Raw genomic sequence first — 18,480 nt, 5'->3', positions numbered from 1 at the left:
CGCCCGGCCGCGTGCCGCCAAAGGACCGGCGCGGGCCCGGCCGGACTGTCACGCAACCGTCATACGGTTGCGGATCACCCGCCACACACCGGGTCGAACCTTGCAGCTGTGAGCGGTGAGCACGCGATGCGGGAGACGACCGTGGTCGTCACCGAGGCGCTGGCCGGTGCGACGGTCGACCGGTGGCAGTCCCGGTTCCGGGACGCGGTCGCCGGGCGCCCGGCCCGGCTGATCGTCGACCTGCGGCACAGCCCGCGGATAGACGCGGCTGCCATCGTGGTGCTGCTGCAGGTGCACCGGGAGCTGATCCGCGCCGATGCCCGGCTGACGCTGCGCGCTCCGGGCGCGCGGGTCCGCCGGATGCTGGGTCTGGCCCGCGTGGACCACGTGCTCGAGGTCGAGGAGGCCCGATGACCGCATCCGAGGTGGAGCTGGACGTACGGCTGGACGCCGTGGTCGTGCACGTGCGAGCCGGGATGGATGCCACGGCGGCGCCGACGCTGCGGGAGAGCCTCGCCGACGCCGTCGACCGGCATCCGCACGTGGTCGTGGACCTGACCGAGGTGCCGACCCTGGACGACGTCGGGCTCGGTCTGCTGGTCCGCGCGCACCGGCGGGCCCGGCGCCGGGACGGGCTCGTGGTCCTCGCCGGTCCGTCGCGGTTCGTCATCACCGTGCTGCACACGATGCACGTGGACGGGCTGTTCCCGATCTTCGACGACTGCCCGGCCGCCCTGGAATGGCTGCGCGCCGAATTTCCCGGCTGACCGCGACGGTCGGGGATGCCGCGGCCGCGGGCGCCGCCACTCGCGGGGGCACCCGAGCGGCGCGGCCTCGCGACCGCGTCATCCGGGCCCATGATCAGGTACGCACATGGCGGTCCGCCCGCGGCCACATGACGGTTGTGTGACGGCTACGGTGGCAACCGTGCGATACGTGCAGGCGCCGCAGCGGTACGACGGGCCCGGCCCGGTGCTCTTCCTGGCCGGCGGCATCACGGACTGCCCCGACTGGCAGTCGCAGGCCGTGGCCCTGCTGCGCGACACGCCCGGGCTGACCGTGGTCGATCCCCGCCGCGCCACCTTCGACCTCGCCGACCCGGACGTGGCCATCGAGCAGATCACCTGGGAGCACGCCCACCTGCACCGCGCCGACGTGGTGCTGTTCTGGTTCGCCCCGGGCGGCAGCGTCCAGCCCATCACCCTGTACGAGCTGGGCGTGCACGTCACCCGCGGGGTCCCGCTGGCGGTCGGGGCCGACCCGGGCTATCCGCGCCGGCACGACGTCGAGGTGCAGCTCGCCCTGGCCCGCCCCGGCCTGCGGGTCCACGACACGCTGGCCGCCACGGTGCGGGAGGCCGAAGTGCTCAGCTCAGCCGCCCGGTCGCCGATGAGCGGGGTCCACGAGGCGTAGGCGGATGCACTACGGTCGGTTGATCACGGTGTGGCGAAAGGAGCGCGGGTGACGGCCTCCGATCCGCAGCTGCAGGCCCTGCGAGCCCTGCACGCGGTGACCAAGCGCGTGCACGCCAGCCTGGACCTCACCCAGACCCTGGACGCTGTCGCGAGCGGGGTCGTCGAGGCGTCCGGCTTCGGCCTCGCCGCCGTCAACCTGGCCGAGGAGAACGGCGACTACACCACCGTGGCCGTGGCCGGCAGCGACGACCTGCGCCGGGAGCTGCTGGGCACCCGCGGCTCGGCGGAGAACTGGCGGGAGCTGTTCCGCCGCGCCGAGCGCTGGGGCTCGCTCTACTTCGTCGACCACCGCAACGGCGTGCCCGAGTCGCTCTACGTCTGGGTCCCGGACATCGAGCCGACCGACGACCCGGAGCTGTGGCACCCGCTGGACTGCCTGTTCGCGCCGCTGATGGCGCCGTCCGGGGAATGGGTCGGCGTGCTCAGCGTCGACCTGCCCGACGACGGGCGCCGCCCGGACGCCCAGCAGCAGGAGATCCTCGCCTTCTTCGCCGAGCACGCCGCCATCGCCATCCAGCACGCCCGGCTGCACTCGCAGCTCGAGCGCAGCCAGGCCGAGGCGGAATACGCGGCGACCCATGACAGCCTGACCGGCCTGGCCAACCGGACCCTGCTCAAGACCAGCATCGACGCCCTGCCGGCGAAGGGTGCGCCGCAGGTCGGGGTGCTGGTGGTGGACCTCGACGGCTTCAAGAAGGTCAACGACGACGCCGGGCACGAGGCGGGCGACGAGGTGCTGCGGATCGTCGCTCAGCGCCTGCAGCACCACTTGCGCCCCGACGACGTGCTGGCCCGCACCGGCGGCGACGAGTTCGTCGCGGTGCTGACCGGCGACGACCTGTCCCGGGCCCTGCCGGAGGCCGCCCAGCGGCTGCGCGAGGCGATCCGCGAGCCGATCTGCGGCAGCACCGGCGTGCACCGCATCGGCGCCAGCGTCGGCTATGCGATCGGCCGGGCCGGCGAGGACTTCTCCCGGCTGGTGGCGACCGCGGACGCGGAGATGTACAGGGAGAAGCGCCGGGCTAACGCCCCGGTCTCGTGACCCGCAGGTCGGCCGTGATGCGCTCGGCGGTGGCCAGCAGCGCCGGCAGCAGCTCGGCGCGCATCGCGGCCACCGACGTACGGCTGGCGTGCACCGAGACGTTGACGGCGGCGGTGACAGCCCCGGAACGGTCGGCCACGGGCGCGGCCATCGAGCGCAGCCCTTCCTCCAGCTCCTGGTCGACGATGGCGTAACCCTGCTCGCGGACCCGCGCCAGCTCGGCCCGCAGCTCCGCGACCGACCCGACCGTCCGCGCGGTGAGCCGCTCCAGCCGTACCCGCGACAGATAGGCCTGGACCTGCTCGGCGGGCAGATGCGCGATCAGCACCCGGCCCATCGAGGTGGCGTACGCCGGGAACCGGGTACCCACGTTGATCGCCACGGTCATGATCCGCCGGGTCGGCACCCGGGCCACGTAGACCACGTCGTCACCGTCGAGCACCGACACCGACGACGACTCGTGCACCTCGGCGGAGAGCTGTTCCAGGTGCGGCTCGGCCACGTCGGGCAGCGACAGGCTGGACAGGAACGCGTACCCGAGCTCCAGCACCCGCGGCGTCAGCGAGAACAGCCGGCCGTCGGTGCGGACGTAACCGAGGTCGGTCAGGGTGAGCAGGAAGCGCCGGGCGGCGGCCCGGGTGAGGTCGCAGATCCGGGCCACCTCGCTGAGCGTGAGCTCCCGGTGGTGGGCGTCGAAGGCCCGGATGACGGCGAGCCCACGCTCCAGGGACTGGACGAAGTGCGGCTCACGCGCGTCGTCACTCATCGCTGCGACCACCGCGTCACGCCCCGGACCCGTCGTCGGTCAGCACGGCCTCGGCGATCTTGAAGGCGGCGTTGGCGGCGGGCACGCCCGCGTACACGGCGGTGTGCAGCAGCACCTCGGCGATCTCGTCCGGACTGAGCCCGTTACGGCGGGCGGCCCGCACGTGCATCGCCAGCTCGTCATGACACTGCAGGGCGGTGAGCAGCGCGAGCGTCACACAGGACCGGGTACGCCGGTCCAGGCCCTCCCGGGTCCACACCTGCCCCCAGGCGGCCCGGGTGATGTACTCCTGGAACGGCGCGGTGAAGCCGGTGGTGGCCGCGACCGCCCGGTCGACGTGCGCATCACCGAGCACCTCGCGCCGTACGGCCATGCCCTCGGTGTAGTCGTCAGCCATCGAGCGCCTCCAGAATGAGTCGGTTCGCGGTCGCTGCCTGCTCGAAACTGGCCAGATGCGCCGCATCGGCGACGACTTCGAGCCGGGCACCGGGAATCGCCGCGGCGATGGCGGCACCGTGGGCGGGCGGCGTGGCCGGATCGTCGGCCCCGGCGACCACCAGCGTGGGGGCGGTGACACCGGGCAGGTCCGGCCGCAGATCCATGTCCTCGATCGCCGCGCACGCGCCCGCGTACCCGATCGCCGGGGTCGCCGCGACCATGTCCCGCAGCCGCCGCACCTCGCCCGGATGGGCCGCCGCGTAGCCCGGGGTGACCCAGCGGGCGACGACCGCGTCGGCGACCGCGGCGGTGCCCCCGGCCCGGACCGTCGCGGCCCGCTCGGCCCAGGCGGCCGGCGGCCCGAGCCGGGCGGACGTGCAGAACAGCACCAGCCGGTCGACCCGCTCGGGCGCGTGCGCGGCCAGCCACATGGCGGTCATCCCGCCGAGCGACAGGCCACAGACATCGGCCCGCGCGACCCCGAGCCGGTCCAGCAGGGCGAGCGCGTCGCGCCCGAGATCGGCCAGACCATACCGACCCGGGGGTACGGGGGAGCGACCGTGACCGCGCGCGTCGTACCGGATCACCCGGCGGGCGCTGAGCGCGGGCAGCTGCGGCTCCCACATGCTCAGATCCGCCCCCAGCGAATTGATCATGAGCAGCGGGGGAGCATCGGCCGGCCCGTCTGTGCGGTGATGCACCGCGACCGCGCTCATCGCCGGACCGCCGATCCGGCCTGCGGCCACGCGTGGCGCCCGGCCGCCGGGGACGTGCGGGTTCGGGCCGCGCTCATCGCCGGGCTGCTTTCAGGGCGCGGTCGATCAGGGCGTCGGAGCTGCCCAGGTAGGTCTCCGGCGACAGCAGGCCGGCCAGGCGGGCCGGGTCCAGGTGGGCGGTGATCGCGGGGTCGGTGCTCAGGTCGCCGCGGGCGACGGCCGCGCGGACCACCGCGTGCGCCTCGGTGCCCAGGGCCGGGCGCAGTGCTCCGGCGACCCGTTCGGCGAGCAGGGCGCCGTGGGTGAGGTCGAGGTTGGCGCGCATCCGGGCGGCGTCCACCCGCAGGTCCGTCAGAGCCCGGCGCAGCTGGTGGGCGGCCGAGCCGGTCGAGGTGAGCAGCGCCCGCAGCGGCTGCCACTCGGCGTGCCAGTCGCCGGCGGCCCGCTGGTGCTCGTGCGCCATGGCGGCGAGCAGGGTGGCGATCAGTCCGGGGGCCTGGGCGGCCGCGGCGGCGGCGCTGATCGCGGCGATCGGGTTGTGCTTGTGCGGCAGCGTCGACGAGCCGCCGCCGTCGCCGCCCTCGGCCACCTCACCCACCTCGGTCTGGGCGAGGAGGACCAGATCCCGGGCGACCTTGGCGATCGCCCCGGCCGCGGCCCCGAGCGCCCCGGCCAGGTCGGCGACGCGGGTCCGCTCGGTGTGCCACGGCAGGTCCGGCTCCGCCAGCCCGACCTCGGCGCTGAACGCCCCCATCATGCAGACCCCGACATCGCCGACGTCTTCGGCGCCCACGGCCTGCCCGGCGCCCGCGGCCTGCTCGGCGCCCGCGGCCTGCTCGGCGCTCGCGGCCTGCTCGGTGCCCGCGGCTTGTCCGGTGTCCGCGGCTTGTCCGGCGCCTGTTGCTTGTCCGGCGCCTCCGCGTTGCGCGGCTTCTCCGGTCCGGCCGGCCGGCGGATCGCCGGGCTGGAACGCGGCGAGGGTGCCGGCAGCCCCGCCGAGCTGGGCGGCGAGCCGGTGCTCGCGGACCTCGATCAGCCGGCGCCGTGCAGTGTCGAGGCCGGTCAGCCACCCCGCCGCGATCAGGCCGAACGTCGTCGGCAGCGCCTGCTGCAGCAGAGTCCGCCCGGCCACCACCGTCCCCCGGTGCCGGTCGGCGAGCGCCGCGGTCAGTTCGGTCACCGCGGCCAGGTCGGCCAGCAGCGGCCCGAGCGCCCGCTGCGCGACCAGCATCGCCGCCGTGTCCACGATGTCCTGGCTGGTCGCACCCCGGTGCACCAGCGGCGCGACCTGCTCGGGCACCGCCGCCCGGAGCCGTTTGATCAGCGGTACCACCGGGTTGCCCGTACCGGTCGCCTCGGCGCCCAGCTCGCCCGGGTCCACCGCCAGGCTCGCGCAGGCGGCCGTGACCGCCGCGGCGTCCTCGGCCGCGGCGAGCCCGCACCGGGCGGCCGCCCGGGCCAGCGCGGCCTCGGCGTCGAGCATCGCCCGCACCCACGCCCCGTCGGCCACGGCCGCCCGCACGTCCCCGGCGGCCAGGACCCCGTCGAACAGCCCGCCGGCGGCGGCGTCAGACGGTGAAGAAGACGGTCTCATCGGGCCCCTGCAGGGTGATGTCGAAGCGGTAGCCGTCCGAGGATTTCTCCGCGATCAGGGTGCCGCGCCGGTCGGCCGGGACGCGGGCCAGGACCGGGTCGGCCTCGTTGGCGGCCGGCTCGTCGGCGAAGTAGACGCGGGTGACGACCCGGTGCAGCAGGCCGCGGGCGAACACCGACATGTCCAGGTGCGGGGCCTGGTCCTGGACCACGCCCGGCTTGACGGTGCGGATCGCGTACCGGCCGTCGTCGTCGGTGGCGCAGCGGCCCAGGCCGCGGAAGCCGGGGGTGTGGAAGCGGCCCGAAGGGTCGCTCTGCCAGGTCTCCACCAGGGCATCTTTCACCACGTCGCCGCTGCCGTCGCGGATCTCGCCGCGCAACCACACGGCCCCGGGCGCGTCGGCCGCGACCACGTGCGGGCCCTCGTCCCAGGTGAGCCCGATCGACAGGTACGGCCCCACGGTCTGCGACGGCGTCGCGTTCGTGCTCATCGGGTCTCCATCGGCGTCGCGGCCGCCCCGCTGAGCACGATGTCGAAGCGGAAGCCCAGCGCCCACGACTCGACGGTGGCACCCAGGTCGAAGCCGGCCACCAGCCGGTCGCGGGCGAACTCCGGCACCGAGTGGTAGATCGGGTCGTAGGCGAACAGCGGGTCGTCCGGGAAGTACATCTGGGTGACCAGGCGCTGGGTGAACGCCCGGCCGAACAGCGAGAAGTGGATGTGCGCGGGCCGCCACGCGTTCGGGTGGTTGCCCCACGGGTACGCGCCCGGCTTCACCGTCACGAAGCGGTAGTTGCCCTGCGCGTCGGTCATCGTGCGGCCCACGCCGGTGAAGTGCGGGTCCAGCGGCGCGTCGTGCCGGTCCCACTTGTGCAGGTAGCGGCCGGCCGCGTTGGCCTGCCACACCTCGACCAGGGTGTCCGGCACCGGCCGGCCGTCGGTGTCGCGGACCTGCCCGTGCACCACGATGCGCTGGCCCTGTGCCTCGCCGGTGCCGTCCACGGTCAGGTCGGCGTCCGCGGCGGCCACCGGGCCCTCGCCCAGCACCGGCCCGGTCAGCTCGGTCAGCGTGTGCGGCAGCAGGATCGGCGCCTGGTGCGGGGCCCGCAGGATCGTCGACTTGTAGCCGGGGGACAGCAGCGGCGGGTGCGCGGTCATGGGTTCTCCTTCGCTCCGGTCAGTGCGCGCAGGGCGGTCAGCTCGTGCTCGTTCGGCGGCTCGGTGCTGGTCAGGGGGTCGGTGACGCGCAGTTTCCAGCCGGTGGCCGCGACGGCCTGCTCGGCGGTGACCCCGGGGTGCAGGCGGGTCAGGGTCAGCTCCCGGGTCTCCGGGTCCGGCTCCAGCACGCCCAGGTCGGTGATGACCAGGACCGGCCCGCGTCCGCGCAGGCCCAGCCGGGCCCGGTCGCCGGGGCCGCGGCCGTGACCGACGGAGGTGACGAAGTCGACCCGGTCGACGAACGTCCGCGGGCTCTGCCGTACCACCACGATGACCTCGCCGCAGGACGCCGCGATCTCCGGGGCGCCGCCCGCGCCGGGCAGCCGTACCCCGGGGTCGGCGTAGTCGGCGCCGATGACGGTGGTGTTGATGTTGCCGTGCCGGTCGATCTGGGCCGCGCCCAGGAAGCCGACGCCGATCCGGCCGGGCTGCAGCCAGTAGTTGAACATCTCCGGGACGCTGACCACCGCGTCGGCGGTCGCGGCGAGCACGCCGTCGCCGATGGACAGCGGCAGCCGGTCCGGCTTGGCGCCGATCGTGCCGGACTCGTAGACCAGGACCAGGTCCGGGGCATGGGTACGGCGGGCCAGGTTGGCCGCGGTGCTGGGCAGGCCGATGCCGACGAAGCACCGGGTGTCGCCGCGCAGGGCCCGGGCCGCCGCGACGGTCATCATCTCGTCCGCGGTCCAGGTCATGCCGTCACTCCCGTCAGCCACTGCGAGAACGCCTCCCGGTCCCGGCTGATCTTGTCCCAGGCCTGGTAGTAGTCGTTGTCGCGGTCGCTGTAGCCCATCGCGTACGAGGGATGGGCGCCGCCCGGCACGTGCGCGACCCGGGTGACCGCCCAGCCCGGCAGCACCACCGCGCCGGGCACCGGCGTCAGCTCGTCCACGATCTCCTCGACCGTGACCAGCGACCGGGCCGAGGCCAGCACGACCTCCTTGTGCACCCCGGTGATGCCCCAGAATTGCACGTTGCCGGCCCGGTCGGCCCGCTGGGCGTGCACGATGCCGACGTCCGGGTTCAGCGCGGGCACCGCGGTGAGTGTCTCGCCGGTGAACGGGCAGGTGATCGGGGCGATGGTGGCGGTGTGCTCCGGCAGGTCGGTGCCGAGGTAGCCGCGCAGCACGGCGAAGGGCAGGCCGGACGCGCCGGCGACGTACCGGTTGGCCATGCCCGCGTGGCTGTGCTCCTCGATCTCCAGCGGCCCCGGCCAGCCGTGCTGGACGGCGTCGCGGAAGCGGTGCAGCGACCCGACGCCGGGATTGCCGGCCCAGGAGAACACCAGCTTGGCCGCGCAGCCGGCCCCGATGAGCTGGTCGTAGACGATGTCCGGGGTCATCCGGACCAGGGTCAGCCCGCGCCGGCCCTGCCGGATGATCTCGTGGCCGGCCGCCACCGGGATCAGGTGGGTGAAGCCCTCCAGCGCGACGGTGTCGCCGTCGTGCACCAGCTCGGCGATCGCGTCGGCGAGCGGGACGATCGGGGCGTTCACCGGGGGAGTCCCACGTAGTTCTCGGCGAGGGTGGTGGCCGCCGCGGTGGAAGTGGTCACGTACTCCAGCTCGGCGAGCTGGACGCGGTGGCCGAACTCGTCGTCACCCTCGTGGCGGTGCAGCATCGTGGTCATCCAGTTGGAGAAGCGCTGCACCTGCCAGACCCGCTTGAGGCAGGTCCGCGAGTAGCTGTCCAGCAGCTCGTCCGTCCGTTCCCGGTAGTGCGCGGTGAGCGCCTCGGCCAGCACCCGCACGTCGGCGATGGCCAGGTTCATGCCTTTGGCCCCGGTCGGCGGAACGATGTGGGCCGCGTCGCCGGCCAGGAAGAGCCGGTCGTGGCGCATCGGCTCGACCGCGAAGCTGCGCATCCCGGTGATGCCACGTTCCAGGATCTCGCCCTCCTTGAGCGGCAGGTCGAGCCGGGTGCGCAGTTCGTCCCAGATCCGGGTGTCGGGCCAGTCGGCCAGGTCGGTGTCGCGGGGCACCTGCAGGTAGAGCCGGATGATGTCCGGGGTCCGCATGCTGTGCAGGGCGAAACCGCGTTCGTGGTGGGCGTAGACCAGCTCCTCGGCCGCGGCGGGGGAGCGGGCCAGGATGCCGAGCCACGCGTACGGGTGCTCGCGTTCGGCCGTCCGCAGCGCGCCGTCGGGCACGGCGAGGCGGGCCACCCCGTGCGAGCCGTCGCAGCCGGCCACGAAGTCGCACTCGAGGCGGTGCCGGACGCCGTTCTGCTCGTACTCCAGCACGGTGCCGTCGACGGCGGTGACCTCGGCCTCGAAGTGCAGCGGCAGCTCGTCGGCCAGCCGCGCCGCGATCAGATCCTTGACCACCTCCTGCTGGCCGTACACCGTGATGGTCCTGCCGGTGAGCGCCTCCAGGTCGATCCGGTGGCTCTCGCCGCCGAAGCGCAGCTCGATGCCGCGGTGCACCATGCCCTCCCGGCGCATCCGCTGCCCGACGCCCAGTTCGTCGAGCAGCTGCGCGGTCCCGTGTTCGAGCACCCCCGCACGAACCCGGTTCTCCACATAGGATCGCGAGCGGCGTTCCAGGATCACCGCGTCGATCCCGGCCCGCTGCAGCAACCGGGCCAGGACGAGCCCGGCCGGTCCGGCCCCGACTATGCCGACCTGCGTGCGCATGGGCGACCTCCGAATCGATGATCGTCGTTGACGTGAGGCAGAGCACACCCTACGTTCTCTATAAGAACGTACGTGCGGTGTGCGCACAAGGACAACCTAACGGAGGTTTGCGGAATGCGTCGGTTCATCACGGGGATGACCGTGCTCGCCCTCGTCGGAGCCGGGGCGGGCTGCGGATCGTCCGGAGACTCCGGTGGCGGCACCACGGACGGTGGGGTCGCGAAGGTCAAGGTCGGGATCATCCCGATTGTCGATGTCGCGCCCATCTACCTCGGGCAGAAACAGGGCTTCTTCGCCAACCGCAAGATCGACCTGACCATGGAGAGCGGCCAGGGCGGCGCGGCGATCGTGCCCGGCGTGGTCAGCGGCCAGTTCCAGTTCGGCTTCAGCAACATCACCTCCCTGCTCATCGCCCAGACCAAGAACGTGCCGATCAAGGTGGTCAGCAACGGCGTGGCCTCCACCGGCACGGCCGGCAAGGACTTCGGCGGCGTCGCGGTGCGCAAGGACAGCCCGATCACCAAGCCCGCCGACCTGGCCGGCAAGAAGATCGCGGTCAATACGCTGAAGAACATCGGTGACACCACCGTTCGCGAGTCGGTACGCAAGGCCGGCGGCGACCCGAGCGGGATCAGCTTCGTCGAGATGCCGTTCGCCAACATGCCGGCCGCGGTGGAGAACGGCCAGGTCGACGCCGCCTGGGTGGTGGAGCCGTCGCTGTCGGCCGTGGCCGCCGCCGGTGGCCGGGTGGTCGCCTGGAACTACGTCGACGCCGCGCCGAATCTGACCGTGGCGGCGTACTTCGCCTCCAGCAAGCTCATCGCCGACGACCCGGACCTGGTCAAGCGGTTCACCGAGGCGATGAACGAGTCGCTGGCCTACGCCGACGCGCACCCGGACGAGGTCCGCGAGATCCTCGGCTCGTACACCAAGATCGACCCGAAGGTCCGCGAGGCGCTGACCCTGCCGAAGTGGCCCACCGAGATCAACAAGCCGTCGGTCGAGACGCTGAGCAAGCTCGGCGCCCAGGACGGCATCTTCGGTGGTGCCACGCCCGACCTGGCCAAGATCCTCCCGTGACGGCGGTCGGGGCGGCGGCGCCGCGGACGGTGCCGGGGGGCCGGGCGCTGCTCGGCCTCTCCGGCCTGGCCGGGCTGCTCGTGCTGGTCGAGCTGCTGCCCCGCGCCGGGATCGTGTCGGACAGCTACCTGCCGCCGACCAGCCGGATCCTGGCCGCCCTGGCCGACGAGGCGGTCACCGCCGCGTTCTGGGTGGCGGTCGGGGACACCCTCACCGCGTGGGCGATCGGCCTGGCCATCGCGGTCGTGGCCGGCGTGGCCGCGGGCGTGCTGATCGGCGCGGTGCCGGTGCTGCGCGCGGTCACCGCCTCGACGGTGGAGTTCCTGCGGCCCATCCCGTCGGTCGCGCTGATCCCCCTCGCGGTCCTGCTCTACGGTTCGGACCTGGGCTCGACCCTGCTGCTGGTGGTCTATGCGGCCTTCTGGCAGGTCCTGGTCCAGGTCCTGTACGGCGTCGCCGACGTCGACCCGGTCGCCGACGAGACCGCCCGCAGCTTCCGGTTCGGCCCCTGGGCCCGGATCCGCTACGTGCTCTGGCCGACCGCGCTGCCGTACGTCTTCACCGGCATCCGCCTCGCCGCCTCGGTCGCGCTGGTCCTCGCGGTCACGACTGAGCTGGTCATCGGCGCCCCCGGCCTCGGCGCGGTCATCGCGGTCGCCCAGACCTCGAACGCGATCCCCACCATGTACGCCCTCATCGTCGTCACCGGCCTGCTCGGCGTGGCCATCAACCTGGCCGCCCGCTACGCCGAACGCCACTTCCTCGCCTGGCACCAGTCCGTCCGCGGGGAGGCACCGGCATGATCAGACGCCTGCTGCTGGTGCTCGGCCTGCCGACCGTGCTCTTCCTGACCTGGTACGCCGCCAGCGCGAACAGTGAGAACTTCTACGCGCCCCCGCTGCGCCGGATCCTCGCCGCGTTCGTCGACACCTGGACCCCCGAGCGGCTGCGCGCCGACGTGCTGCCCAGTTTGGCCCGCCTCGGCGCCGGTTACCTGCTGGCGGCACTGATCGGCATCGCGGCCGGCATCGCGATCGGCGCGAACCCACGGTTGCGCGCGGCCGCCGAGCCGGTGCTGGAGTTCTTCCGGGCCGTACCGCCGCCGGTGCTGGTCCCGGTCATCATGCTGTTCGCGGGCATCGGCACCAGCATGAAGGTCATCGTGATCGTTTCCGGCTGCGTCTGGCCGGTGCTGCTCAACACCGTCGAAGGCGTCCGCGCCACCGACGGCGTGCTGTCCGACACCAGCCGCGCGTACGGGATCACCGGCGCCGCCCGGCTGCGTCACCTGCTGCTGCCCGCGGCGTCCCCGCAGATCGTCGCGGGCCTGCGGCAGGCGCTGTCCATCGCGATCATCCTCATGGTGATCAGCGAGATGTTCGCCGCCAGCAACGGCCTGGGCTTCACCATCGTGCAGTTCCAGCGCAGCTTCGCCATCCCGGAGATGTGGAGCGGCATCATCCTGCTCGGGCTGCTCGGCTTCGGCCTGTCCGAGCTGTTCCGCCTGGCCGAGCGCCGCGCGCTGGCCTGGTACCACGGCCTGCGCGACGCCCAGCGGCGCTCGTGACGAAGGAGACGACGATGCTCGAGGTCAAGGGCCTGCGCAAGGTCTACCGGTCCGGCAGCCGCGAGGTGGAGGCGCTGCGCGACCTGACGTTCACCGTCGCCGCGGGCGAGCTGGTCTGCCTGGTGGGCCCGTCCGGCTGCGGCAAGACCACCCTGCTGCGCTGCATCGCCGGGCTGCTCGACCCGACCTCCGGCGAGGTCACGGTGGGCGACAAGAGCGGCCTGGCGATCGTCTTCCAGGAGTACGGCCGCAGCCTGTTCCCGTGGATGACGGTGCGCGACAACGTCGACCTGCCCCTGCGGCAGAAGAAGGTCGTCAAGGCCCGCCGCAAGGAACTGGTCGCCGAGGCCCTGACCGCGGTCGGCCTGGAGGGCACCGAGTCCGCGTACCCGTGGCAGTTGTCCGGTGGGATGCAGCAGCGGGTCGCGATCGCCCGGGCCGTGGCCTACGAGCCGTCGATCCTGCTGATGGACGAGCCGTTCGCCGCCGTGGACGCGCAGACCCGGGCCGACCTGGAGGACCTGGTCCGCTCACTCTGGCAGCGGCTCGGCATGACGATCCTGTTCGTCACGCACGACATCGATGAGGCGGTCTACCTGGGTCAGCGCGTGCTGATGCTGTCCGCGTCCCCGACCGTGGTGCAGGACGAGCTGACGGTGGACCTGCCCGCCGAACGCGACCAGCTGCACACCCGGGCGGATCCCCGCTTCGTCACCCTGCGGACGCGCGTCTACGCCCAGATCCAGGCGGCTAAAACGGGTACTGCTTCGGGCGCTGCTGGAGAGTTATCCAACGCAGATCGGTGAACGCCTCGGCCCCGGCCCGGCCCCCGAACCGCCCGTAGCCGGAGTCGCCCATCCCGCCGAACGGCGCGGTCGGGTCGTCGTCCACGGACTGGTCGTTGACGTGGGCGATGCCGGTGCGCAACCGCCGGGCGACGGTGAAACCGCGGTTGACGTCCTGGGTCAGCACCCCGGCGGTGAGCCCGTACGGGCTGTCGTTGGCCACCGCGATCGCCTGCTCCTCGTCGGCCACGGTCAGCACGGTCGCCACCGGCCCGAAGATCTCCTCGGTGTGGATGCGCATGTCCGGCCTCACGCCCGCGAGGACCGTCGCCGGGTAGTGCGCGCCGTCCGGCGTACCGCCGCCGCTGAGCACCCGGGCGCCGCCGGCGACCGCCTGGTCGACCAGGCCGGCGACCCGCTCGGCCGCGCCGGCGTTGATCAGCGGCCCGATCACCGTGTGCGGGTCGGTGGGGTCCCCGGCGGGCAGCCCTTTGGCCTTCTCGGCCAGCCGGGCGGCGAACTCGTCGGCCAGCGACCGGTGCACGATCACCCGGTCCGCGGACATGCAGATCTGCCCGGAGTTCAGGTACGCCCCGAAGGCGACGGCGTTCACCGCGTACTCCAGGTCGGCGTCGTCGAGCACCAGCACCGAGTTCTTGCCGCCCAGCTCGAGCACCGCCGGGGTGAGATACCGGGCGGCGAGCTCGCCGATGCGCCGGCCGACCCCGGTGGAACCGGTGAAGTTGACCCGGCGCACCCGCCGGTCCCCGATGAGCGTCTCGGCGACGACCGCCGCGTCGGCCCGGTCGTTGGTCAGCACATTCAGCGCGCCCGGCGGCAGCCCGGCGTCCCGCAGGATGTCGGCCAGGAACAGCGCGCAGGCCAGCGGCGCGTCCTCACTGGCCTTGACCACGACGGTGTTCCCGACGGCCAGCGGCGCGGCGACCGCCCGGGCCCCCAGGATCAGCGGGGCGTTCCACGGCGCGAACGCGGCGACCACCCCGGCCGGCTGCCGGATGGCCAGCGACAGCGCGGTCGGGTCCGCGCCGGCCAGCACCTCACCGACCGGCAGCGTGGTCAGGGCGCCGGCCTCGCGGAACATGCTCGCGGCCAGCCCGACGTTGAACAACGACCAGCCCAGCGTGCCGCCGGTCTCGGTGGCCATCAGCGCGGCGGCTTCGGTGGCACGTTCCTCGAGCAGGTCACCGGCGCGGGTGAGGATCCGGCGCCGCTCGGTGGGGGCGGTGGTGGACCAGCCGGCGAAGGCGGCATCGGCGGCGTCGACGGCCCGGGTGACGTCGGCCGGGCCGGCCGCGGCGATCCGGGCGACGACGCCACCGGTGTGCGGGTTGAGATCCTCGGTGGTACGCCCGTCGGCCGCGGCGACCTCGTCGCCACCGATGAGCAGGCTTCTGGTCTGGGTCACGGGCCACCTCCGAGGGGAGTGTTCGGTATGCGAACACGTGTTCGCCCCGAAACGTGCTCGAAACGCTAGTGCGGCCGGGTGGGCTGGTCAACCGCTGGGAAAGGGGGCGTCACGGGCGCAGGGTCGTCACCCGCGAAATCCCGGCCTCCCCCGATCGCTGAGCCCACAGTGGGGCACGCTCACCATCGGGCACCTGTACCAGGTCCTCGAACGGCTCTCCCGGGACGGCGACGTGGCCTCCCGCCGGCACTCGCAGCAGGTCAAGCCGGACCGCGTCGTGTACACGATCACCCCGTCCGGCCCGCCGAGCTGGCCCGCTGGCTCGACGAGCCCAGCCCGCGAGGCAGTGGCTTCCGGGACGACTTCTTCCTCAAGGTGACCGCCGCGGCCCGGACCGGCTCGACCGATACGGTACGGGCCTGTTGCGCCACCAGCGCGGCCTGCTCCTGCGCGAGCTGCGCGATGTCGGGGCCCTGCGTGCTGAGACGGCGGACCCGGTTGTTGATCTGCTGCTGTCGGCCGCTGCCCGGCATGTGGAAGCCGATCTGCTGTTCATCGAGGACGTGGACGCGGCACTGTTGCAGGACGGCGGGGTCACGCTCGCGGCGGTACGCGCGACGCCCGTTCGGCGCCACCGGAGGTTGCCGACGCCGCGTCGTGACCCCAGTTGCCAGAAATCAAGCTGCGGAGTGTCGGATCGGCCGGATGCCGTTCGTAGCGTGGGCAGACACGGACGTCGGGTCCGGACGATCAGAGGGAGCGGACATGCCTGAGTACCTCATCTACTTCAATCAGCAGTGGGTGGGTGACCACACCGAGGAGTGGTTCCGCGGACGCGGTCCCCTCGCCCGGGCCGTTGTTGACGAGATCAAGGCCGCCGGGGCATTCGTCTTCGCCGGGGGCCTGGAGGAAGAGGACGGCCCGGTCTTCAGCGCCGACGCCACGAGCGGAGAGGTGGTCTTCGTCGACGGGCCCTACGTCGAGAGCAAGGAGTTCCTGGGTGGGTTGACCATCGTGGACGTACCGGATGAGGCGGCCGCCCGGATGTGGGCCGGCAAGATCGCGGAGGCCTGCGGCTGGCCGCAGGAGGTTCGCCGGTTCAAGCCGCCGCGCGTCTTGCACGGCTGAGATCGTCACTGGTCGGCTGAGGCGTGGCCGGCTCCGTGGGCGGCCCCAAAGTGCCGCCCACGGAGCCGGCCGACGCGCCGTCACGCTTCGTGGCCATGCACGACGGAGTCCCCGACCTTCGCACCACGATCGAGGTGGAAGCGTTCCGTCAGCCAGGCGCAAGCGTCGGCCGATATGAGCGTGGGGCGGCGGCTACTCGAACTGGTCAGCGAGCTTCGTCAGCTTGGCGACGTACGCCGGCCAGTCCTGGTCCTCCGGAATGTTGGTGCTCTCGCGCTGCCAGCCGATCGCCCCGTCGTGCTGCTCGCGCATGATGTCGGCGTGGCCTGCGTGACGGGCGATGTCACAGGTCACGTGGATGATGATCCTCTGCAGGGTCACCTCGGGGCTGCCCGGCCGCCACCACGGCACCCGGCCCGGCGCGTCGAGCGGCAGCTGGTCGATCGTCTGGTCCGCGAAGACCCCGACGCGGCGATAGAGGTCGATCAGTCCGTCCTTCGTCTCGTCCTCCCGTGCGTACCAGTCTGCCTGTGGATCGGTGTCGAACGCCTGATCCGCGACCAGCTCCTCGGGCGTCGGGAACTGGCGTCCGAAGGTGGGCCCGAAGTAGCCGGCTTCGACATTGAGGCAGTGCTTGACGACTCCCAGCAGGTTGTTGCCGGTCGCGGTGCGGGGCATTCTGGCCTCGCGTTCACTGAGCCCGTCCAGCTTCCAGATCAGGTCTTCGCGAGTCGCCTGCAGGTAGTGGTGCAGCGCGGTCTTCGGGTCGGTCAGGTCAGCCATGCCGGCCAGTCTTCCTCATGTGACCGCGCTGTCCGTGTGAAGTGTCGTTGCAAGACCACAGTCAGCCGTCGGCAAGCCCCGCCTCGTAACCGGCGATCACCAGCTGCGCCCGGTCGCGGGCTTGCAGTTTGGTCAGCAGACTCCCGATGTGTGTCTTGAGGGTGCCGCGGCTGATGTGCAGGGCCGCCTCGATCTCGGCGTTGGAGAGTCCGCGGGTGACCAGGATGAGCACGTCGCGTTCTCGTGGCGTCACGTCGTCGAGGGCGCGGAGGGCAGCGGAGCGGCGTAGTGACGTGGCGATGAGCCTGCGGGTGACGCTTGGGGCGAGCAGTGCTTCGCCGGCGGCGACCGTGTGGATCGCGTCGAGCAGGCGGGGCGGGGTGATGTCCTTGAGAATGAAACCGCTCGCGCCCGCGCGCAGTGCCTGGTAGACGTGGTCGTCCAGGTCGAAGGTCGTCAGCACGAGCACGTGCGGTGCGGGGACGGCAGCCGTGATCCGCTCGGTGGCGGCGATGCCGTCCGAGCCGGGCATCCGGACGTCCATCAACACGACGTCGGGGCGGTGGCGGGCGGCGAGGGTGACGGCCTCACAGCCGTTGGTGGCTTCGGCGGTCACGGTCATGCCGGATGTCGCGTTGATGAGGTCGCGGACCGTGTGGCGGAACAGTGCCTCGTCGTCCGCCAGCAAGACCCGCAGGGGGCGGGTGGTGGTCATGTCGGGATCGGTAGCGTCGCTCGGACGGCGAACCCGCCGAGTGGTTCCCGGCCGGCGCTGAGGCTGCCGCCGTGCAGTGCGACCCGTTCCCGCATGCCGAGTAAGCCGTGCCCGGGAGAGCCGGCCGACGCCCGGGCGACGCCGTCGTCCAGGACTGTCAGGTCGAGGGCCTCGCGCGTCATTGTGATGGTGACCTCGCACCGGCTGGCGTGCGCGTGACGGCGTACGTTTGTCAGCGCTTCCCGCAGGATCCAGTGCACCGACACTCGCAGGCCGACCGGCAGTGACGACATGTCGCCCTGGTCGACGGTGACGGCGACGCCGGATGCCCGGGTCTGCTCGACGAGCCGTTCAAGGTCGGTGTCCGCCGGGTGTGTCGTATCGCGCAGTCCGCCGAGCACCGCTCGAACCTCGTCGAGGGCGGCCCGGCTGACGTGTTCGATGGTATGCAATGCTGCCTGCCGGTCGGTCTCCAGGTGGCCGGCCACCGCCGCTTTCATCGCGATCAAGCTCAGATTGTGTCCGACGACGTCGTGGACGTCGCGGGCGATTCGCAGCCGTTCCTGAGTTACCGCATGGGCGGTCTGCAGCTCCGAGAGCCGGACGGCGTGCCCGCGATGACTGCGGACGGCCCAGGCCAGTGCCCATGATCCAGCGATGACCGCGGTGCTGTAGGCGGCCACCGCCAGCGGAGTGGTCGTGAACGACTCAACACCGTCGCGAGCCGGAACCATGGGCAGCCGGGCCACGACAGCGTCGACGAGACCCGGAACAAGGACAGCCGTGAGAGCCGCGCCGAGTGCCCAGTACGCCGCTCGCGCCGAGGACAGCGCGACGGGGTACAGCGCGAACGCCACCGCGTACACCGAGACCTCGGCGCCGACCCCCACGATCACGGTCGTGCCACCGGCCGCCAGCACCACGGCGAGCACCGGAACCGGCCGGCAACGGCGGACCGTCAACGGCAGACCGAGCAGGGCGGCGAGGCACCACACCCACCAGGCCGACACCGGCCTCATCAGCACCACTGCAGCCGTCACCGCGGCCGCGACCGGTACGTCGGCTCCGACCAGCGCCCATCGCCACAACACCACGGCCCCACCGTAGCGACGC

24 protein-coding genes are annotated in these 18,480 nt (G+C 72.6%); 10 read left to right on the top strand and 14 right to left on the bottom strand.

Features of this window, described 5'->3' with window-relative positions:
* The first annotated feature begins 108 nt into the window (after positions 1 to 108).
* From ACZ6S4_RS05985 to ACZ6S4_RS05970, 4 genes are all read left to right on the top strand, one after another.
* Complete coding sequence (locus ACZ6S4_RS05985) at positions 109 to 414, top strand: STAS domain-containing protein (RefSeq protein ID WP_465473818.1); 306 nt, start codon at positions 109 to 111, stop codon at positions 412 to 414.
* Positions 411 to 767: an STAS domain-containing protein gene (locus tag ACZ6S4_RS05980; protein ID WP_465473817.1), complete on the top strand. Its 357-nt coding sequence runs from the start codon at positions 411 to 413 to the stop codon at positions 765 to 767. The genes ACZ6S4_RS05985 and ACZ6S4_RS05980 overlap by 4 nt, the downstream gene beginning before the upstream one ends.
* A 160-nt stretch (positions 768 to 927) precedes the next feature.
* Complete coding sequence (locus ACZ6S4_RS05975) at positions 928 to 1,413, top strand: nucleoside 2-deoxyribosyltransferase domain-containing protein (RefSeq protein WP_465473816.1); 486 nt, start codon at positions 928 to 930, stop codon at positions 1,411 to 1,413.
* A gap of 48 nt (positions 1,414 to 1,461) precedes the next feature.
* Positions 1,462 to 2,517 (top strand): sensor domain-containing diguanylate cyclase, encoded by a 1,056-nt coding sequence (locus ACZ6S4_RS05970; protein ID WP_465473815.1) that lies wholly within the window; start codon positions 1,462 to 1,464, stop codon positions 2,515 to 2,517.
* Here the strand turns inward: ACZ6S4_RS05970 and ACZ6S4_RS05965 are convergent.
* The 9 genes from ACZ6S4_RS05965 to ACZ6S4_RS05925 form a co-directional block, all read right to left on the bottom strand.
* Positions 2,498 to 3,283, bottom strand: a complete 786-nt coding sequence (locus ACZ6S4_RS05965) for an IclR family transcriptional regulator domain-containing protein (RefSeq protein ID WP_465473814.1) — start codon at positions 3,281 to 3,283, stop codon at positions 2,498 to 2,500. The genes ACZ6S4_RS05970 and ACZ6S4_RS05965 overlap by 20 nt on opposite strands.
* Positions 3,284 to 3,299: 16 nt before the next feature.
* Positions 3,300 to 3,680 carry a 4-carboxymuconolactone decarboxylase gene (gene pcaC / locus ACZ6S4_RS05960; protein WP_465473813.1) on the bottom strand — a complete coding sequence of 127 codons (381 nt, stop codon included), beginning with the start codon at positions 3,678 to 3,680 and terminating at the stop codon, positions 3,300 to 3,302.
* Entirely contained in the window at positions 3,673 to 4,437 is a 765-nt protein-coding gene (gene pcaD, locus ACZ6S4_RS05955; protein WP_465473812.1) for a 3-oxoadipate enol-lactonase, read from the bottom strand. The genes pcaC and pcaD overlap by 8 nt, the downstream gene beginning before the upstream one ends.
* Positions 4,438 to 4,510: 73 nt before the next feature.
* Positions 4,511 to 6,031: a lyase family protein gene (locus ACZ6S4_RS05950; RefSeq protein ID WP_465473811.1), complete on the bottom strand. Its 1,521-nt coding sequence runs from the start codon at positions 6,029 to 6,031 to the stop codon at positions 4,511 to 4,513.
* Positions 6,006 to 6,521, bottom strand: a complete 516-nt coding sequence (pcaG, locus tag ACZ6S4_RS05945; protein WP_465473810.1) for a protocatechuate 3,4-dioxygenase subunit alpha — start codon at positions 6,519 to 6,521, stop codon at positions 6,006 to 6,008. The genes ACZ6S4_RS05950 and pcaG overlap by 26 nt, the downstream gene beginning before the upstream one ends.
* On the bottom strand, positions 6,518 to 7,189 hold the full coding sequence (gene pcaH, locus ACZ6S4_RS05940) for a protocatechuate 3,4-dioxygenase subunit beta (RefSeq protein ID WP_465473809.1): 672 nt from the start codon (positions 7,187 to 7,189) through the stop codon (positions 6,518 to 6,520). Before pcaH ends, pcaG begins: the two co-directional genes overlap by 4 nt.
* Positions 7,186 to 7,944: a CoA-transferase subunit beta gene (locus ACZ6S4_RS05935; protein WP_465473808.1), complete on the bottom strand. Its 759-nt coding sequence runs from the start codon at positions 7,942 to 7,944 to the stop codon at positions 7,186 to 7,188. Before ACZ6S4_RS05935 ends, pcaH begins: the two co-directional genes overlap by 4 nt.
* Positions 7,941 to 8,744: a CoA transferase subunit A gene (locus tag ACZ6S4_RS05930; RefSeq protein ID WP_465473807.1), complete on the bottom strand. Its 804-nt coding sequence runs from the start codon at positions 8,742 to 8,744 to the stop codon at positions 7,941 to 7,943. The genes ACZ6S4_RS05935 and ACZ6S4_RS05930 overlap by 4 nt, the downstream gene beginning before the upstream one ends.
* A complete protein-coding gene (locus ACZ6S4_RS05925) occupies positions 8,741 to 9,883 on the bottom strand; it encodes a 4-hydroxybenzoate 3-monooxygenase (protein WP_465473806.1) in 1,143 nt (380 codons plus the stop codon). The genes ACZ6S4_RS05930 and ACZ6S4_RS05925 overlap by 4 nt, the downstream gene beginning before the upstream one ends.
* Before the next feature lie 114 nt (positions 9,884 to 9,997).
* On the opposite strand from ACZ6S4_RS05925, the gene ACZ6S4_RS05920 reads away from it, so the two are divergent.
* From ACZ6S4_RS05920 to ACZ6S4_RS05905, 4 genes are read left to right on the top strand one after another with little or no spacing between them, the layout of a single operon-like run.
* Positions 9,998 to 10,963 carry an ABC transporter substrate-binding protein gene (locus ACZ6S4_RS05920; RefSeq protein ID WP_465473805.1) on the top strand — a complete coding sequence of 322 codons (966 nt, stop codon included), beginning with the start codon at positions 9,998 to 10,000 and terminating at the stop codon, positions 10,961 to 10,963.
* Positions 10,960 to 11,766, top strand: a complete 807-nt coding sequence (locus tag ACZ6S4_RS05915; RefSeq protein WP_465473804.1) for an ABC transporter permease — start codon at positions 10,960 to 10,962, stop codon at positions 11,764 to 11,766. Before ACZ6S4_RS05920 ends, ACZ6S4_RS05915 begins: the two co-directional genes overlap by 4 nt.
* Positions 11,763 to 12,530, top strand: coding sequence for an ABC transporter permease (locus ACZ6S4_RS05910; RefSeq protein WP_465473803.1), 768 nt, complete (start codon positions 11,763 to 11,765; stop codon positions 12,528 to 12,530). Before ACZ6S4_RS05915 ends, ACZ6S4_RS05910 begins: the two co-directional genes overlap by 4 nt.
* 14 nt (positions 12,531 to 12,544) lie before the next feature.
* Positions 12,545 to 13,336 (top strand): ABC transporter ATP-binding protein, encoded by a 792-nt coding sequence (locus ACZ6S4_RS05905; protein WP_465473802.1) that lies wholly within the window; start codon positions 12,545 to 12,547, stop codon positions 13,334 to 13,336.
* On the opposite strand, the gene ACZ6S4_RS05900 is transcribed toward ACZ6S4_RS05905, so the two are convergent.
* On the bottom strand, positions 13,281 to 14,741 hold the full coding sequence (locus tag ACZ6S4_RS05900) for an aldehyde dehydrogenase family protein (RefSeq protein WP_465473801.1): 1,461 nt from the start codon (positions 14,739 to 14,741) through the stop codon (positions 13,281 to 13,283). The genes ACZ6S4_RS05905 and ACZ6S4_RS05900 overlap by 56 nt on opposite strands.
* Here ACZ6S4_RS05900 and ACZ6S4_RS05895 point away from each other — a divergent pair.
* Positions 14,716 to 15,120 carry a PadR family transcriptional regulator gene (locus ACZ6S4_RS05895; RefSeq protein WP_465473800.1) on the top strand — a complete coding sequence of 135 codons (405 nt, stop codon included), beginning with the start codon at positions 14,716 to 14,718 and terminating at the stop codon, positions 15,118 to 15,120. The genes ACZ6S4_RS05900 and ACZ6S4_RS05895 overlap by 26 nt on opposite strands.
* On the opposite strand, the gene ACZ6S4_RS05890 is transcribed toward ACZ6S4_RS05895, so the two are convergent.
* Positions 15,029 to 15,376 carry a hypothetical protein gene (locus tag ACZ6S4_RS05890; RefSeq protein ID WP_465474153.1) on the bottom strand — a complete coding sequence of 116 codons (348 nt, stop codon included), beginning with the start codon at positions 15,374 to 15,376 and terminating at the stop codon, positions 15,029 to 15,031. The two genes, ACZ6S4_RS05895 and ACZ6S4_RS05890, sit on opposite strands and share 92 nt — an antisense overlap.
* Before the next feature lie 130 nt (positions 15,377 to 15,506).
* Between ACZ6S4_RS05890 and ACZ6S4_RS05885 the strand changes: the two genes are divergently transcribed.
* Entirely contained in the window at positions 15,507 to 15,869 is a 363-nt protein-coding gene (locus ACZ6S4_RS05885) for a YciI family protein (protein WP_465473799.1), read from the top strand.
* Positions 15,870 to 16,061: 192 nt separating this feature from the next.
* Here ACZ6S4_RS05885 and ACZ6S4_RS05880 read toward each other — a convergent pair whose 3' ends face one another.
* The 3 genes from ACZ6S4_RS05880 to ACZ6S4_RS05870 form a co-directional block, all read right to left on the bottom strand.
* The gene (locus tag ACZ6S4_RS05880) at positions 16,062 to 16,652 is read right to left on the bottom strand and encodes a DinB family protein (RefSeq protein WP_465473798.1); all 591 of its coding nucleotides are present in this window, start codon (positions 16,650 to 16,652) and stop codon (positions 16,062 to 16,064) included.
* 61 nt (positions 16,653 to 16,713) lie between these two features.
* A complete protein-coding gene (locus ACZ6S4_RS05875; protein WP_465473797.1) occupies positions 16,714 to 17,367 on the bottom strand; it encodes a response regulator in 654 nt (217 codons plus the stop codon).
* Positions 17,364 to 18,461, bottom strand: a complete 1,098-nt coding sequence (locus tag ACZ6S4_RS05870; protein ID WP_465473796.1) for a sensor histidine kinase — start codon at positions 18,459 to 18,461, stop codon at positions 17,364 to 17,366. Before ACZ6S4_RS05870 ends, ACZ6S4_RS05875 begins: the two co-directional genes overlap by 4 nt.
* Positions 18,462 to 18,480 lie beyond the last annotated feature (19 nt).

The organism is Actinoplanes sp. NPDC051405 (assembly GCF_055586185.1).
The sequence above is the reverse complement of the archived record's forward strand: the minus strand, read 5'-3'. Positions and strand labels throughout refer to the sequence as shown.